Here is a 15,749-nt window from a genome sequence, read left to right as displayed (position 1 = left end):
CTTCTGACCATGCCGACTCCCGCCTCGCCCCATCTCCATCTCCATCTCTCCCCGCCGACCCCCTCGCTGGGGCGACGGCTGTGGGCGGCGTGGTGCGTGTTCTGGTCCGCGTTCTTCACGGTCACCATGAGCCCGCTGCTGGTGGCCCACTCGGCGCTGAAGCCGACGGCGTCGACGCTCCGGTCGTGGATGCGTCCCTGGGGACGCTTCGTTCTCGGCATGTGGGGGATCCGGGTCCGGGTCGAGCAGCGCGCTCCTCTCCCCGACAGTGCGGTCGTGTTCGTGTCCAACCACGTCAACTCGCTCGACATCCCGGTCGCGATGCTGGGCTTCCCGCGGCCGTTCCTCTACGTCGCCCGGCGCGAGATCCGGGACTGGCCGGTGGTCGGGTGGGTGCTGGAAAAGTCCGCGTGCCTCTTCATCCATCGCGACAACCCCCGTCAGTCGGTCGTGGACCTGCGGCGGGTCGTGGACCGGCTTCGAGGCGGCGACTCGATACTGCTCTACCCCGAAGGGGGCCGGAGCCACGGGCATCGGCTGGCGCCGTTCATGCGCGGGCCGTTCGTGACCGCCATCGAGGCGGGCGTGCCCATCGTGCCCGTGACGCTCGTCGGCCACGCAGGGCTGATCTCGCGCGACATGCGTCTGGCACGGCCGGGCGAGACGCGCTTCATCCTTGGCGAGCCGATTCCCACTGACGGCCTCACGCGGGCAGACGCCTCCGACCTCATGGAACGGGTGCGCGTCCTCATCGAGGCGGAACTGGCCGCTTTTGGACCCGTCGAGTGAACCGAGCCATCCTGCCGCGTCGGCTATCTTAGCGAGCATGCGACCCCTCCTCGCCCTGCTCTGCGTCTGCGTCGCCCTCGGCGGCTGCTCGCTGGGCGACTGCTCCTTCGAGACCTCGCGCACGACTACCAATGGGGGGCTGATCGTCGCCGACGGGGCAGGGGCAGGCGACACGCTGACGGTCGCTTTCATCACCGATGCCGACCCGTTCATTCAACTCACCGTCGGTGCGGGCGTGGGCATCAACCCCCCGCCGACCCCCGATGGGGCCATCGAGGTGCTCTACGACGCCGTCTCGGTAGGCCTCAGCGGCGACCGTCTGCCGCGCCCGCTCGCCGCGACGCCGCGCAACGACACCCTGTTCGTGTACGCCGACGGCTCGCTCGACGCGTCCATCTTTTCGCTCACGTGCTCGCCGCCCCAGGCCGGAATCTCCGTCGACGTGCGAGCGATCCTGGTGCCTGAGGGCACGGTCGCCGCGCGCGTGACGAGCCTCTCCATCAACGACGTGTCGCCTTCGACGGCGGCTGCCCTGCGCGCGACCGACGAGGCCCGGCGCCTCGCGCGCCCGATCCACATCTAGCTCCGTCCATGGCGAAGTCGAGGAAGAGCCGCCCGGGAGCGGCGGGAGGCCCCGCGCCTCTCGAAGGCAACGAAGTCTGGAAGCAGCGCAGCCGCGTCCGGCGCGCTGGCCCCGTCACGCGCGAAACCTCTCTCTGGGAGCGCCAGCCGAACTGGGTGCAGCAGGCGATCTGCATCGGCTTCCTCGTGCTGGTGGCCGTCGGCTTCTGTGCCCCGACGGTCTTCGGCGGGCGGACGCTCGTCGGCGGCGACACAGTGCAGTGGGCGGCCACCGCCGAGGCGATGCGCGCGTACGAGGCCGAGACAGGCGTGCGCCCGGAGTGGGCGCCCAACGTGTTCGGCGGGATGCCGGGCACGATGATCCTCGGCGGCTCGTCGGTGCCGGGCGTCGACAGCGTGGTCAATGCGTTCCGGAGAGCCGGACTGTGGCCGCTGGCGCACCTGCTGGTGCTCCTCCTGGGGACCTACTTCCTGGTCCGCTACCTGACGCGATCGTCGCTGGCAGGAGTGATCGCGGCGGTCGGCTACGGACTGACGACGTACCTGCCGCTGATCCTGACGGCCGGCCACAGCACCAAGTTCGTCGCTCTGGCCTACACGCCGTGGCTACTGTGGGCCTTCGCAGGCCTCGTCCGCCGCTCGCCCGAGACGGGCAAGATGATGAGTGTGCTGCTGATGCTGTGGTTCGCCATCGCGGCGTCCATCAACCTGCGCGCCGGACACGTCCAGATCACGTACTACGTCGTGATCGCGGCGCTGGTGTGGTGGGTGGCTGAGGGCATATCGGCCGTCCGCGACGGCCGTGCGAAGACGTGGCTCGTCTCGACCGGCTTGCTCGGTGTCGGCGCCGTGCTGGCCCTGGCCATGGTGGCCGACCCGTACCTGCTCCAGGCCGAGTACAAGACCTTCACGATCCGCTCGGCGGGTCCTGGCGGCGGACTGGCCTGGGAGTACGCGATGGCATGGAGCCAGGGGTTCAGCGAACTGCTGACGCTCGTGATTCCGAACGCGTACGGGGGCGGGGGGGCGACCTACTGGGGCCTCAAGCCGTTCACTGCGGGGCCGCACTACGTGGGGCCGGTCATCGCCTTCCTGGCGATCGTGGGCGCGGTCGGCGTCGCCCGGCGGTCGGTGTTCGCCTTCACCATCGCCGCCGTTCTGATGGTGCTGTTCTCGCTCGGTGAGAACCTGCCGATGCTGAACCGGCTCGCCTTCGAGGTGTTGCCGCTGTTCAGCGCGTTCCGCGTCCCCGAGACGTGGCTCATCATCGTCGCCCTGCTCGTGGCCCTCCTGGCAGGGTGGGGGGCGTACTACCTCCAGCGCCGCGAGGTGACGCCCGAGGCGGACGCCCGGAAGCGGCGCGTGGTGCTCGGGGCGGGCGCGGTGATGGCCGTCCTGATCGGGGGGCTCTGGGCCACCGGCGGGGGGCCGCTCACGTTCGATCGTCCGGACGAGGGAGCCCAGGTCGCCGCGGCCATCGCGCAGCAGAACGGGCTCTCGCCCGCCGACCCGCAGGTCCGCCAGGCCGCCGCGCAGTACCTCCAGAATGCCGAGGCGGAGCGCTTCGATCTGTTCTCCGCGGACGCGGGGCGCTCGCTCTTCTTCTTGCTCCTCGCGGTGGGCCTCGCCGCGGCGCTGCTGTGGCGTCGCATCCCCGCCTGGGTGGCGCTGGCCGGTCTCGCGCTCCTCGCCACAATAGACCTATGGGGTGTCGGGCGGCGCTACTTCAACGAGGACGACCCGTCGCTGCGCCGCACCTCGCGCATCGAAGCGCAGATCCAGCCGACTGAAGCGGATCGCTACCTCATCGAGCAGGTCCGCGAGGCAGGCGGACCCGGTCACTTCCGGGTGCTTCCCGAGAACTGGTCGCAGAACGCCGTCCCGTCCTACTTCTACGAGTCCGTCGGCGGCTACCACGGCGCCAAGTTGGCGCTCATCCAGGACTACTTTGACAAGCTGCTGCCGGACGACTCGACGGGTCTGAACCGCAACGCGATGTCGCTGATGTCGGCCCGATACACCGTACTGCCGGGCCTCGTGGAGGGCTACGAGCCCGTGCTCCAGGATTCCCAGACCGGCCTCGTCGTCGCCGTGGACTCGTCGACGCTGCCCCGTGCCTTCCTGGTCGACTCTGTCGCCGTCGTACCCGATGAGGCCGAGCTGATCGAGACCATCCGGGATCCGGCGACCGACCTCCGGCGCGTGGCCTTCCTCTCGGAGGCGCCCGACGGGGTGGACGTGGCCGATCTGACCGGCCCGGCACCCGACTCGACGGTGGCGAAGGTGCTCATGGAGCGCTTCGAGCCCGACGAGATCGTCTACCGCGTCACCACCGACCGTCCGCGCCTGCTGGTGGCGAGCGAGGTGTACTACCCGGCCGGGTGGACGGCCCGTGTGGGCACCGAGGCCGCGCCGATCCTGCGGACCGACTACCTGCTCCGAGGCATCCCCGTCCCAGCAGGCAACCACATCGTCACCCTGCGCTTCGAGCCCGAGACCCGAAGCCAGGGGCGGCTGATCTCCTGGATGGCAGCCCTGATCGCCTACCTCGGCGCGATCGGGCTGGGGAGCCTGCTGTGGTACCGCCGCGGCGACCATGCCTCGTAGCTGAGCCCTTCGCGAAGACAGAGAGGAGGATCCGCTACGGGCTCGTGCCGCCGTCGCATGGGACTACTCTGTGGTTCCTCGCTCTCGCACCTGTGTCGGTTCGTCCCAAGAAAGGTCTCGGCCAGCACTTCCTCACCGATGAGGCCACGATCCACCGGATCGTCGAGGCGGTCGCGGCGCCTCCGGACGGCCGCGTGGTCGAGATCGGGCCGGGGGAGGGGGCGCTGACGGGCGACCTGTTGCAGCGCTACCCGGGCCTCGTCGCCCTCGAAGTGGACGACGAGGCCATCGCCCACCTCCGCCGTCGCTTCCCCGCTCTCGATGTGCGCAAGGGCGACGTGCTGGAGGTCCACTGGGCCGCGCTGGCGGGAGAGGCGGGGAATGACGGCCGGCCGGCGGCTACCGAGGAGAGGGCTGGCCTCACCGTCGTCGGCAACCTGCCGTACTACATCACCTCACCGATCCTGTTCGGGCTGCTGGACGCCCGCCAGCACGTCGCGCGAGCGGTCGTGATGGTGCAGCGCGAGGTGGCCGACCGGCTGGTGGCGCCGCCGGGTTCGAAGACGTACGGGACCCTCTCGGTGTACTTCTCGCTCTACGCCCGCGCCGAGAAGATCCTCGACGTGTCGCGGCTCTGCTTCCGCCCGCCACCCGCCGTCGAGAGCGCCGTGGTGGTGCTGGACTTCGCGTCCGCCGAGGCGCCGGACGTACCTTTCGGGGTGCTTCAGAAGACGGTCCGGGCGGCGTTCGGGCAGCGTCGGAAGATGCTCCGCAACAGCCTCGGCCCGCTCGCCCGCGAGGCTGGCGTCGACCTTCCCGACTGGGCAGCGACGCTCCGCCCCGAGGCCGTGTCGCCGACCGCCTTCGTCCGCCTCGCACGCTACCTGGGCGGCCTCGATGCCGCTCCCCCCGGCCCGTGAGCGACCCCGTCGTCCCCCCCTCCGACGCCCCTCCGCTGCTCGACGACGACCTCGTCGCCGCCGTCGCCGCGCTGGTCGAGGCGGGGCACCGGAGCCACGTGGTCGCGCTCATCGGGGACCTCCGGCCGGCCGACATCGCGGACCTGCTCCAGCACCTCCCCGCCGACCTCGCGCGAGTCGCCTTCCGCTGGCTGCCGGACGATCTCACGAGCCGCATCCTGCCGGAGCTGGAGAGCGCCGAGCGCGTCGACCTGCTGGATGGCCTCTCGACCTCCGAACTGGTCACCCTGATCGACCCGCTCGCCTCGGACGACCAGGCCGACGTGCTGGCCGATGTGGACGTCACCCAGGCGGACGACGTGCTCGTCCAGTTGGAGGACAGCATCGACATCGAGGCGCTGCTCAGCTACGGCGACGACACCGCGGGCGGCCTCATGGCCACCGAGGTGGTCTCCGTCCCGCTCACCGCTTCGGTCGCGGAGGCCACCGAGGCGGTCCGGGCCAACGCGGACGCCGTGGACCCGGTGTTCGCCGTGTTCGCCGTCGACGCGGAGGACCGGCTGGCGGGCGTGATTCCGCTCAAGCGTCTCCTGCTCTCGCCCGCGGACCGCCCAGTATACGAGATCGCCGAGATGGACGTGGTTTCCGTCGAGCCGGACCTCGACCAGGAGGAGGTGGCACGCATCATGGAGCGCAACGACCTCGTCGCGCTGGCGGTCGTCTCCGCGGGAGGCCGCCTGTTGGGCCGCATCACCTTCGACGATGTGATGAACGTCATCCGCGAGGAGGCCGAAGAGGACCTCCAGCGCGCGGTGGGCATCACGGGCGAGGAGGAGCTGTCGTCGAGCGTGTTCGCCGTCAGCCGGGGACGGCTGGTGTGGCTGCTGCTGGGACTCGTGGGAGCGTATGTGTCGGGGCTCGTGATTGTCGGCTTCGAGGAGGCGCTGCAGGTGGCGCCGGTGCTGGCGCTGTTCATCCCCATCGTGATGGCGATGGCAGGCAACGCGGGCATCCAGTCGTCGGCCATCGCGGTCCAGGGCCTCGCCTCGGGCGACCTGTGGCGGGGCGACCTCGCCAAGCGGATCGGCAAGGAACTGGCGGTCGCGCTGCTCAACGGCGCCGTGCTGGCGGTCGCGCTGGCGGGCATCGTGCTGGTGTCCGGCTTCGGCAACGACACGTCGCGGCTGGCGCTCACGGCCGCGCTCGCGCTCCAGATCGTGATCGTCCTCTCCACGCTGGTCGGCGCGACGGTGCCGCTGCTGCTCGAACGCGTCGGCATCGACCCGGCCCTCGCCATGGGGCCCTTCATCACGGTCTCCAACGACATCCTCGGCCTGACCGTCTTCTTCGTCACGGCGACGATCCTGTACCTGTAGGTCGAGAGTACGAGGTGCGACTTCGCCTCCTCTCGTACCTGCCCCATCCCATGTCCACCCTCACTGTCACCCGCACGCCGTCCGGCATCGCCATTGCCTCGGACGCGCTGACCACGTTCAACGACCTCCGCCTGCCGCCCGACCTCGACGCGGCCGGGGAGAAGGTCATCGCGGTGGGCGACGCGTTCGTCGGCGTCGTCGGCTACACGGCGCACCACCTGGTGATCCAGGACGCGTTGGAGCGGTTCGAGGAGGCCGACCTCAGCTCGCGCCGTGGCATCTTCGAGACGTTCCGCGCGCTGCACCCGGTCCTCAAGGAGGAGTATTACCTCAACCCAGACACCGAGCAGGAGGGGGACCCGTACGAGAGCACGCAGGTGTCGCTTCTGATCGCCGCGCCGACGGGCATCTTCGGCGTGTATGACATGCGCGAGGTCCACGAGTTCTCGCGCTTCTGGGCGATGGGCTCCGGCGCACCGTTCGCGCTCGGTGCCATGCACGCGCGCTGGGCCGAGGTGGACGGAGGTGACCTCGATGCGGGGGCGCTAGCTGCCGTGGGCGTCGAGGCGGGCTGCCGGTTCGACCCGGCCTCGGGCGGGCCCGTCACCGTCTACGAGGTGGCGGCAGCGGCGGGCTAGCCGAGACCCCCGAAAAGACGCGAGCGCCGCCGGGGACGAATCCCGGGCGGCGCTCGCACACCAGACGGCAGGCCGTCTAGAACAGGAACACGACGTAGACGCCGATGCCGACCAGGGCGGCGGCGATGGACATCGTCGGGATGAGGCGGTTCATCCGAGCGGGGGTGGTGGTGAGGGGGGACGGAGGGTGTCGCCCGAGCCGCAGAAAGTTATCAACAGCGGGAACTTGACCCTGGCAGAATGTAGCGGACATGAAGCCGGTGGTGCAATCTGTTGTGCCCGAAAAGTCTGCGTGGTCCAAAGAAACCTCGTCAAGCAGAAGTTTCCCACTGCGACCGACTGCCGTCACCCCACGGAGGCGACCCCATCGCCACGTGTCGACACGTGTCTGGACCATTCCCGTGGATTTGCCTATTGCGAGGCACCCAGGGTGAATCCCGGCGCTTGAATTCTCGAGTCTGTGGTCCGCTCGGGGTGTCTGCACCGGAAGGTCGCGCGGGAGCTCTGGTGGGAGCGCGCGACCGTTGAGTTCGGAAACAGGACGCGGGGTTCGGGCTTCCACGAGTCCTTTCCCTCCGATTCCCGCTTCCTGATGTCCCTCGACCTCTCCCGCGTCGACGCTCTCGTGTTCGATGTCGACGGTACGCTCTCCGACACCGACGACCATCTCGTCGCTCAGATCGCTGCCGTGTTGGACGCCGTTCCGCTGATCAGCGGCCGGCGTGCCACAGAACTGGCCCGACGGCTCGTGATGGGGGCCGAGACACCGGTCAACACGGCGTACGGAGCGCTCGACCGCCTCGGCCTCGACGACGAGCTCTCGGCAGCCAAGCGCGTCATCGGGGGGCTCCTGGGACGAGTGCGCGGGCAGCGCGACCGCTCGGAACTGCACCCGGTGGATGCGGCAGACGAGGACTTCCACGACATGGTACCGGGCGTCGCCGAGATGCTGCACCAGCTCTGCGACCGGTACCCGATCAGCGCAATCTCGACGGGTGAGGAAGGGCGCATCCGGGCGTTCCTGGAGCACCACGGCGTGCAGGACTGTTTTACCGCCGTCGCGGGCGCGCAGACGACGCCCCAGATGAAGCCCTTCCCGGACCCGCTCTACTTCGCCGCCGAGGCGATGGGGGTCGAGCCAGAGCGCTGCCTCGTCATCGGGGACACGACGGTCGACATGCAGGCGGCCCGCGCGGGGGGGGCGCAGGCCGTCGGGGTGCTGTGCGGATTCGGAACCGAGGACGAGCTTCGGCGTGAGGGCGCTTGCCTCATCCTGGCCACGACCTCCGACATCGTCGGCGTTCTCTCGCCGGACGGGGGCAGAGGCAGTGCCGACCCGGCCGCCCAGCCCGACGAGGACGCGGCGGCCGGGGCCTGACTACGACGTGCAGAAGCGCCCCGCTGTCGAAGGTGTTCAGGTACGGGTGGCCGACGGTGTACATCGGGTGGACCACGATGCCCCCGCCCGTCTCCGGGCCGTCATGGTGGGTTAGCGGCTCGGTGGGGTCTGCTCGCTCGCGCGGCCTGGTCGCGTAGCTTTCCGTCGGCCTCGCGAGGTTCACGTGCCGAGTCGTCCGATGGACGGGCACCTGCTTCGATGTCCCCGCGTCCGTTTCCAGAGCTGCTCTCGTCATGCCCGCCCCCCCTCGTCACCAGGATCTGGACTCCGTGAGGGCGGTGCTCGTGGGCATGTCTCCGGTGCAGGCCTAGCCCATGGCTCGCATCCTGTACGCGCTGAGCGGCCAGGGCCGGGGGCACACGTCGCGTGGGCTGGCGGTCGCGCACGGCCTGCGGGCGCGAGGCCACGAGGTCACGTTCTGTGGAGGAGGGACGGCGCGTGCAGTGCTGGAGTCTCTCGGCGAGCCCGTGCTCCCCGCGCCGACGCTCCGACAGGTCATGTGGCGAAACCGGCTGCTGCTGCTTACGACCGGCTTCCGCAATGCCGCCGCCGTGTTCGGGTCCCCGCTCATCGTCCGTCGCCTCGCCACGGACATCGAACGTCTCGCGCCCGACCTCGTCGTGTCCGATTTCGACCGCTACGCTCACCGCGCAGCATCCCGCCTCGGCATCCCGGTGGTCAGCCTCGATCACCAGCAGGTCGTGACCGAGGCGGTGACCGAGGCGCCGGAGGGGAGCCCCTTCAACACGTTCAGTGCGTTCGTCGCCAGTCGGGCCGTGCAGTCGATCGTGGCGCCCGACCCCGCGCGACGGCTCATCACCACGTTCTTCCGCCCGCCGCTGCGCGACCCGAGCCGGGCGACCTACCTGGCGCCGATCCTGCGCCCCGAGGTCCGCGCGCTGACGCCGACCGACGGCGAGCACGTCCTCGTCTACGTCAACGGGTCGACCGGGGCCGCAGGACTGGCCCGCACGCTGGCGAAGGTCGATGCCCGATTCGTGGTCTACGGCGTCGGCGTGGTGGACGGGCCGCCGAACGTCACCTTCCGACCGCCCTCCGGCGACGCGTTTCTCGCCGACCTCGGGTCGTGCCGCGCGCTGGTCTGCACGGCAGGCTTCACGCTGCTCAGTGAAGCGCTCCACCTCGGCAAGCCGATCCTCGCGGTCCCGAACCGGGGCATCTACGAGCAGGGGCTGAACGCGGCCTACCTGGAGCGGATGGGCCGGGGCCGTGCCGTGTACCGCACGCTGCGCGCCACCCACATCGCCGACTTCCTCGCCGAGGCGGGTGCACTCTCAGGGCAGCTGGGCGGTGCAGACGGGCTCGGGGACGCGCTCGGCGCCATCGAGAGAGTGCTGTCCCCGCCGGTCCCGACCACATCGGGCGCGCGTCCGCCTAGATCAGTACCAGATACGTCATCTTGACCACGGCGACGCGGTCGCGGAGGACGACGGTCCGGCGTGGGTCGAACGGGTCCTCGCCCTCGTCGATGAAGCCGTACGCGGTGTTGAACACCACGAACAGGTCGCTGCCCGGCGTGTGGATCCAGTTGAGGCGGACGTTGACGCGGAGCTGGCGCGAGACGTTGTCGTACTGGACGAGCGTGCGCCCGAACAGCTCGCGCGAGAAGGCCGTGAGCGCCGAGAGCGAGCCGATGGTCGTCGTGAAGTTGCCGTTGCCGAGGTCGATGATGGTGTGGTCGAGCCCGCCCTCCAGCACGAGGTGCTGCGACTGGCGCCAGCCCACGTTGACCCCGAGGTCGGTGCGGTCGCCGCTGAAGAAGCCGCCGGTCGACGCCGAGGCGGAGGCGAAGATCGGGCGGCTCGAATCGGTCTCGCCGCTGAGGGACGCCTGCACAAACGTGTAGTCGCCAGGGACAACCGTCTCACCGTCGCGGAGCGTGAACGGGTCCTCGAGCCGCTCGAACTGGCGCTCGATGCCGAGCGACACGCGGTCTCGGCGGTAGAGGTCGGCGGTGAGGGCGGCGGCGAGCGAGTTGGACTGGAGGTCGCCGTCCTGCCCGGAGATCGTGGACCCGGCGGCCTCCGCCACCACGCGCCGCAGAATGGGGAGCGCCGACCACGTGACGAGCGGCCGGTACACGCTGTTGACGGTCACGGCCCGCTGGTCCTGCCGGCGGACGAACCCGAGGGCCGGTGCGTAGGTCGAGCCAATGCTCGTGTAGCTCGCCGCGACAGCGGCCTTGTCGGTGCCGAGCTGGGTCGTGAACTGCCCCGCTGCACTCGAGAGGGCGTCGTCGGAGTCCCAGACCTGGGTCACCCAGCCCTCGACGAGGCTGTTGGCGCCGAACCTGACTTGCCCGTCGACGCCCGCCGCCTGGTTGCTGCGGCCCGGTGCCTCCAGGTTCGTCACGATGCCGCCGACCGTCGCTCGCGGCAGCACATCGGCGCGCGCGCGGACGACCGTGTTGTTGGTCGACTGCCCGCCGAAGAGGTCGCCCATGCCGGGGCCGGTCTCGATGTTGAGTGCACCGACCGACACCGGTCCGAGCTGTCCGGTCACGCGGACGCCCGCCAGGATGTCTTCGTTCAGCCCGATCCGCCGCGAGAAGAAGGTCTGTGCCTGCCGCGGAGCGCCGTGCTCGAAGAGCCCCGACCGTTCGAGGAAGAACTCCCGCTTCTCGGGGAAGAAGAGGCTGAAGCGGCTCAGGTTGACCTGCACGTTGTCCGCCTCGACCTGCGCAAAGTCGGTGTTGACGGTCAGGTCCAGGGTCAGGTTGGAGGTGATGCCGTACTTGATGTCGACCCCCGCGTCGGCCGAGACGTCGGGCGTCGGGGTGGTGGTGGCCAGGTCCGGGCGCGACTGCTGGCCGCCAGTGATGCCGTACGGCTTGATCTCGATGTTGCGCCCGCGGGCGATGCCGCGGAGGCCGGTCAGCACGCCGTACTGGGAGACCGTGGCGAGGGCGGCGAAGCTGCTGCCGCGGTCCAGGCCGATCTCCGGCCACATCACGCGCTCGTTCTTGCGGTTGATCATGCGTGAGAGCATGAGCCCGAACGACAGGTCGTCCCCCTCGGGGAAGCGGAGCTGACGGAAGGGGATGGCGACTTCCATCGTCCAGCCCCGGTCGTCGATGACGGTCTCCGAGCGGTAGACCGCGTCCCACGAGAAGCTGTCGATGGTTAGGCCCTCGTCCGTGACCGTCGCGTCGTCCTGGGTGCCGAGCGCGTTCATCTCGAAGAGGTACGCGTTGCGGCCGTCGCGGTACGTGTCGAGGCCGATGTAGACGTGGTCGTCGCGGTCGTTGCGCCCGCCGCGCTCCAGGTTCTTCGCGCGGATCAGCTCCGGGTTGGCGTCGAGGTTGGTGAACGCGAAGTAGAGGTTGTCGCGGTCGTAGGCGATCCGGACTTCGGTGGCCTCAGTGGACGGCTCGCCGGTGTCGGGCCAGACCTGCGTGAACGTGCGGACGGGCTCGATGCGGTCCCAGAGCAGTTCGTCGAGGTGGCCGTCGACGCGGGGAGGCTCGTCGGTGAAGACGGCCGCGACCTCTCGGTCGGTCGGCGGGGGGACCGAGGCGGGGTCCGTCGGAGCGCTCGGCTGGGCGGCGAGCGGGGCGGCGAGGGCGAGCGCCAGCAGGAGCCTGAACATGGACGGCCGGGGGTGGGGTGGAGCAAGCTACCGGCGGAGCCTCGACCGCCGACCGGCCGCGTCCTGATTCCCGCCCCATCGGCCACGCCGGGCTGCTCATGCGGAGGCCTGCCTCCTGTCAGCCATCGATCCGGTAGCGACTCTGGACGAGTCCCGACGAGAAGGACTGTGTCTCGACGTGCGTCAGCGCCACATCGGCCGGGAGGGAGCCGAAGAGCGGAATGCCATCGCCGAGCAGGACCGGAATCCGGGTCACAGTGAGCTCGCGGACGAGCCCGGCGCGAAGAAACGCCTGGAGGGTCTGCCCGCCGTCCACATAGACGCGGCGGGCGCCGCGGGCGCCGAGAACGGCCAGCACGTCGGCAGGGGAGAGCGCCAGTACCTCGACCTCGGCGCCCTCGGGGAGGATCGGCTGGCCATGGCTCAGCACGACCACCGGCGTCCCGGCATACGGCCAGTCGCCCCCGAACCCGCGGACGACCTCGTAGGTCTTGCGGCCCATCACGAGGGCGTCTACGGTCGCCATGAACGTGGCGTACCCGTAATCCTCTTGCGGGTCTGCCTCGGGGAGCCAGTCGAGGGAGCCGTCGAGGCGGGCGATGTAGCCGTCGACGCTGGCGGCGATGAAGACGACTGCATCGGGGAGGGGCGCGGACTCGGGTGTTCTCATGAGATCGGGACTGGTGAGTTAAGTCGTGTAATCATAGGGTTGAGGCGAGCGGGCGGGTCGATACGTTGGCATCAGCTCGATCGGCAGCTTTGGGCCTCGGCCCCGTGCGTCTCGCATCGTCGCGGCGTGGCCTGCTCCACCGACTCGGGTCACCCGTTCTCTGATCCGGCGGCGTCCAGCGTGCCACGCTCCGTCCCGGGTGCACACCTCACCAACCGCCAAGCGACCATGTGTGATCTCAAGCACGTCAACCCACCCGACAACGCCTTCCCGACCGGGAGCTCGATCGACGCGAAATGCGAGGTTCGGATCTCCGACGACGACATCAAAGTCGGGTCGGGACACGTCACCGACTACACCTCCGATCACTTCGCGGGGAGCGGATCGTACGACTATCACGCGGGCTCGGGGGACTGGACGGTCACGCTCGACAAGGCGTCGGACGACTGGTCCGTCGACGTGAAGGTGACGGGGAGCCAGGCGAGCCACAACACGTTCGAGGCCAGCTGTTCGGGCGCGGGCAGCACCATCACCTTCAAGAAAAAGGGGGATGCCAGCACCACCATCGAGGTGGAGCAGGAAAGCGACAGCATCCGGCTCAAGCCGAGCTGGACGGCCATCAGCTTCTACCTCCGCCAGGGGAGCTGAGCGAGGCCGGGGCCGCTCCGACTCCGCACCGAGGCGGAGCGGCTACCAGTCGTTCTCTTCCTTGACCACGCCCGTCTCGATCGGCACCGGGTACTCGCCCGAGAAGCACGCGTGGCAGTAGCGCTCGCGCGTCTCGTGCGCCTCCTCGACGGCCGCCAGCATCCCCTCCACGGAGAGGTAGCCCAGCGAGTCTACCCCCAGCCACTCGGCGATCTTGTCGACGGCGCCGTGCTTATTGGCGGCGAGCTCCTCGCGCGACGGGAAGTCCATGCCGTAGAAGCACGGCCAGCGGACCGGCGGGCTGGCAGAGCGGAAGTGGACCTCAGCCGCGCCCGCCTCGCGCACCATTTTGACGAGCGCCTGCGCCGTCGTGCCGCGCACGATCGAGTCGTCTACCATCACCACAATCCGGTCCTTCAAGACGCCCGCGACCGGGTTGAACTTGGTCCGCACGCGTTGCTCGCGGCTCGACTGCCCCGGCGAGATGAAGGTCCGCCCGACGTAGTGGTTGCGGATCAGGCCGATGTCCAGCTTGCACCGGTTGCCCATCTTGTTGGACTCCGAGACGTAGCCGATGGCTGCCGTGTTGGACGAGTCCGGCACGGACATCACGATGGGCCGCTTGCCCTCGCCCTTGGCCACGAACGGCACCGGCGCGTCGTGCGCGAGGCGCTTGCCCATCTTGCGGCGCACTTTGTCGACGGTCGTCCCGAACACCTTCGAGTCCGGGCGGGAGAAGTAGACGTACTCGAACACGCACTGGCTGACGCCGTGCGGCCGCGGCATGCAGACGCCGTTGAAGTCGCCGCCCTCGGCCACGCGCTGGACGCCCTCGCGGTCGATCACCAGGATCTCGCCCGGCTCGATGTCGCGGACGTACTCGGCCCCGATGATGTCGAACGCGCACGACTCCGAGGCGACCACCCAGGCCGGGTGCTCGCGGCCATCGGTGGCGGGCAGCGTGCCGAGCGCGAGCGGGCGGAAGCCGTTCGGGTCGCGGGCCGCGATCAGCGCGTCGTCCGTCAGGATGACGAGGGAGAAGGCGCCCTGGCACTCGTGCAGCGCGTCCACGATGCGGGCGACCGGGCCTTCCTGCTGGCTCTGCGCGGCGAGGTGCAGGATCAACTCCGTGTCCGACGACGAACTGAACAGCGTCCCGCGCTCGACGAGCCGCTCGCGAAGCGCCCGAGCGTTGGACAGGTTGCCATTGTGGGCGAGCGCAAAGTGGCCCTCCCGGTCGTGCGCCACGAACGGCTGGATGTTGGCCGGGTTGGTGGCGCTCCCCGAGGTGGAGTAGCGCGTGTGCCCGATGGCCGCGTCGCCGACCAGCGTGTCGTCGAAGCGGGCCTTGTCGGTGAACACGTCCAAGACGAGCCCGAAGTCCTTCAGCACCGGCATGACGCGGCGGCCCTTCGTCTCGTCGTAGACGCTCGTCACGATGCCCGCCGACTCCTGCCCGCGGTGTTGCAGGGCGTGCAGGCCGAAGTAGCTCAGCCGGGCAGCGTCGGGGTGGTTGAACACGCCGAAGATGCCGCAGTGGTCGCGCGCTTTGTCCACAGGGTCTGGGGGGAAGCCGGTCTCGGAGGTTACCAGCGTTCGCGGCCCATGTTCGGCCCGCCTGGAATCTTAGTCTCCACAGACTGTCCACCCGCCCGCTTCGGGTCGGGCGTCAGCCGCGTCAGAGGGAGATCACCGCCGCGCCCAGCGCCACGCCGACCGCGTCGACCGCCAGGTCGCGCCAGCAGAAGTGGGGGTCTCTCTCGCGCTGGCTGTCCATCACCTCCTTCGCCAGCCCGAGGGCGAACGCCGATCCGGCGGCGACAGGCAGCGCTTCGCCGTTCGTCAGCGTCCCCTTGTCCGTCAGCACGTACTGGCCGGCGAGCGTCAGCAGGAACGACGCGCCGAGGTGCATGGCCTTGTCGCGGGCGATCCACTCGTCGGGCAGCGGGTCGGGGCGCTCCGCCTCGGGCAGCGGGTCCAGGCCGTCACCGAGGCGGACCGACTCGACGCGAGGGAGTGCGTCGGCGACGGGCTGGGAGGCGGCGGGGAGGCCCGCCGCCAGCAGCAGCGCGAGGACCGCGGCCCGGATCACGTGTCCGGGAATAGCGTCGGGTCGATCTCGATGCGATCACCGTCCGCCAGCAGGGCGCGCATGGAGATCGCGGCGCCGCCGAAGAGGATCAGGCCAGCGAGGATCATCACCACGAGGCCCGCGACGGGCACGCCGAGGTAGCGCACCGACAGGCTCTGGCTCGCGCCGCCCGACGACACCGACACGACGCCTGCCCGCTCCGGCGTGAACCGGAACGTGGCGGACTCCGGGGTCATCACTTCGGTCACGGCCGTGACCGCGCCCGGGCGGTAGACGACCGTCACCGAGTCCACGGGTTCGCTGAACGTGACCGTGACGACCTCGCCGCGGGTCGGGGAATCGGGGGTGACGGACACGATGTCCTGGGCGGCGGCGCCAGCGGCGACCACGAGAAGGGCGCAGAGAAGGAGCGGACGCAT

The 15,749-nt window shown here is 69.8% G+C and carries 15 protein-coding genes; 9 read left to right on the top strand and 6 right to left on the bottom strand.

What is annotated here, in order from left to right; translation table 11 throughout:
* The first annotated feature begins 9 nt into the window (after positions 1–9).
* The 6 genes from B1759_RS17340 (at position 10) to B1759_RS17315 (ending at position 6,912) form a co-directional block, all read left to right on the top strand.
* On the top strand, positions 10–789 hold the full coding sequence (locus tag B1759_RS17340; RefSeq protein WP_095516346.1) for a 1-acyl-sn-glycerol-3-phosphate acyltransferase: 780 nt from the start codon (positions 10–12) through the stop codon (positions 787–789).
* A gap of 37 nt (positions 790–826) precedes the next feature.
* Entirely contained in the window at positions 827–1,372 is a 546-nt protein-coding gene (locus B1759_RS17335; protein ID WP_095516345.1) for a hypothetical protein, read from the top strand.
* 8 nt (positions 1,373–1,380) lie between these two features.
* Positions 1,381–3,978, top strand: coding sequence for a hypothetical protein (locus tag B1759_RS17330; protein WP_095516344.1), 2,598 nt, complete (start codon positions 1,381–1,383; stop codon positions 3,976–3,978).
* Between the two features lie 92 nt (positions 3,979–4,070).
* Complete coding sequence (rsmA, locus tag B1759_RS17325; RefSeq protein ID WP_095516343.1) at positions 4,071–4,898, top strand: 16S rRNA (adenine(1518)-N(6)/adenine(1519)-N(6))-dimethyltransferase RsmA; 828 nt, start codon at positions 4,071–4,073, stop codon at positions 4,896–4,898.
* Positions 4,895–6,274 carry a magnesium transporter gene (gene mgtE, locus B1759_RS17320; RefSeq protein WP_158225333.1) on the top strand — a complete coding sequence of 460 codons (1,380 nt, stop codon included), beginning with the start codon at positions 4,895–4,897 and terminating at the stop codon, positions 6,272–6,274. The genes rsmA and mgtE overlap by 4 nt, the downstream gene beginning before the upstream one ends.
* Positions 6,275–6,324: 50 nt before the next feature.
* Positions 6,325–6,912, top strand: coding sequence for an MFS transporter (locus tag B1759_RS17315; protein WP_095516341.1), 588 nt, complete (start codon positions 6,325–6,327; stop codon positions 6,910–6,912).
* 76 nt (positions 6,913–6,988) lie between these two features.
* On the opposite strand, the gene B1759_RS19870 is transcribed toward B1759_RS17315, so the two are convergent.
* The gene (locus B1759_RS19870; RefSeq protein ID WP_158225332.1) at positions 6,989–7,165 is read right to left on the bottom strand and encodes a hypothetical protein; all 177 of its coding nucleotides are present in this window, start codon (positions 7,163–7,165) and stop codon (positions 6,989–6,991) included.
* 339 nt (positions 7,166–7,504) lie between these two features.
* Between B1759_RS19870 and B1759_RS17310 the strand changes: the two genes are divergently transcribed.
* Together B1759_RS17310 and B1759_RS17305 are read left to right on the top strand one after the other, a co-directional pair.
* Complete coding sequence (locus tag B1759_RS17310; protein ID WP_095516340.1) at positions 7,505–8,290, top strand: HAD family hydrolase; 786 nt, start codon at positions 7,505–7,507, stop codon at positions 8,288–8,290.
* A gap of 335 nt (positions 8,291–8,625) precedes the next feature.
* A complete protein-coding gene (locus B1759_RS17305) occupies positions 8,626–9,735 on the top strand; it encodes a glycosyltransferase family protein (RefSeq protein WP_095516339.1) in 1,110 nt (369 codons plus the stop codon).
* Here B1759_RS17305 and B1759_RS17300 read toward each other — a convergent pair.
* Both B1759_RS17300 and B1759_RS17295 read right to left on the bottom strand, forming a co-directional pair.
* Positions 9,707–11,920 carry a carbohydrate binding family 9 domain-containing protein gene (locus tag B1759_RS17300; protein WP_095516338.1) on the bottom strand — a complete coding sequence of 738 codons (2,214 nt, stop codon included), beginning with the start codon at positions 11,918–11,920 and terminating at the stop codon, positions 9,707–9,709. The genes B1759_RS17305 and B1759_RS17300 overlap by 29 nt on opposite strands.
* Before the next feature lie 118 nt (positions 11,921–12,038).
* The gene (locus B1759_RS17295; RefSeq protein ID WP_095516337.1) at positions 12,039–12,590 is read right to left on the bottom strand and encodes a dihydrofolate reductase family protein; all 552 of its coding nucleotides are present in this window, start codon (positions 12,588–12,590) and stop codon (positions 12,039–12,041) included.
* Between the two features lie 228 nt (positions 12,591–12,818).
* Here B1759_RS17295 and B1759_RS17290 point away from each other — a divergent pair, with 228 nt between their 5' ends.
* Positions 12,819–13,238, top strand: a complete 420-nt coding sequence (locus B1759_RS17290) for a hypothetical protein (RefSeq protein WP_095516336.1) — start codon at positions 12,819–12,821, stop codon at positions 13,236–13,238.
* Between the two features lie 42 nt (positions 13,239–13,280).
* On the opposite strand, the gene purF is transcribed toward B1759_RS17290, so the two are convergent.
* From purF to B1759_RS17275, 3 genes are all read right to left on the bottom strand, one after another.
* Positions 13,281–14,795 (bottom strand): amidophosphoribosyltransferase, encoded by a 1,515-nt coding sequence (gene purF / locus B1759_RS17285; protein WP_095516335.1) that lies wholly within the window; start codon positions 14,793–14,795, stop codon positions 13,281–13,283.
* A gap of 121 nt (positions 14,796–14,916) precedes the next feature.
* Positions 14,917–15,330 carry a hypothetical protein gene (locus B1759_RS17280; protein WP_095516334.1) on the bottom strand — a complete coding sequence of 138 codons (414 nt, stop codon included), beginning with the start codon at positions 15,328–15,330 and terminating at the stop codon, positions 14,917–14,919.
* Entirely contained in the window at positions 15,327–15,749 is a 423-nt protein-coding gene (locus tag B1759_RS17275; protein WP_095516333.1) for a hypothetical protein, read from the bottom strand. The genes B1759_RS17280 and B1759_RS17275 overlap by 4 nt, the downstream gene beginning before the upstream one ends.

It is taken from the genome of Rubrivirga sp. SAORIC476, assembly GCF_002283555.1.
Classification (GTDB): domain Bacteria; phylum Bacteroidota; class Rhodothermia; order Rhodothermales; family Rubricoccaceae; genus Rubrivirga.
The sequence above is the reverse complement of the archived record's forward strand: the minus strand, read 5'-3'. Positions and strand labels throughout refer to the sequence as shown.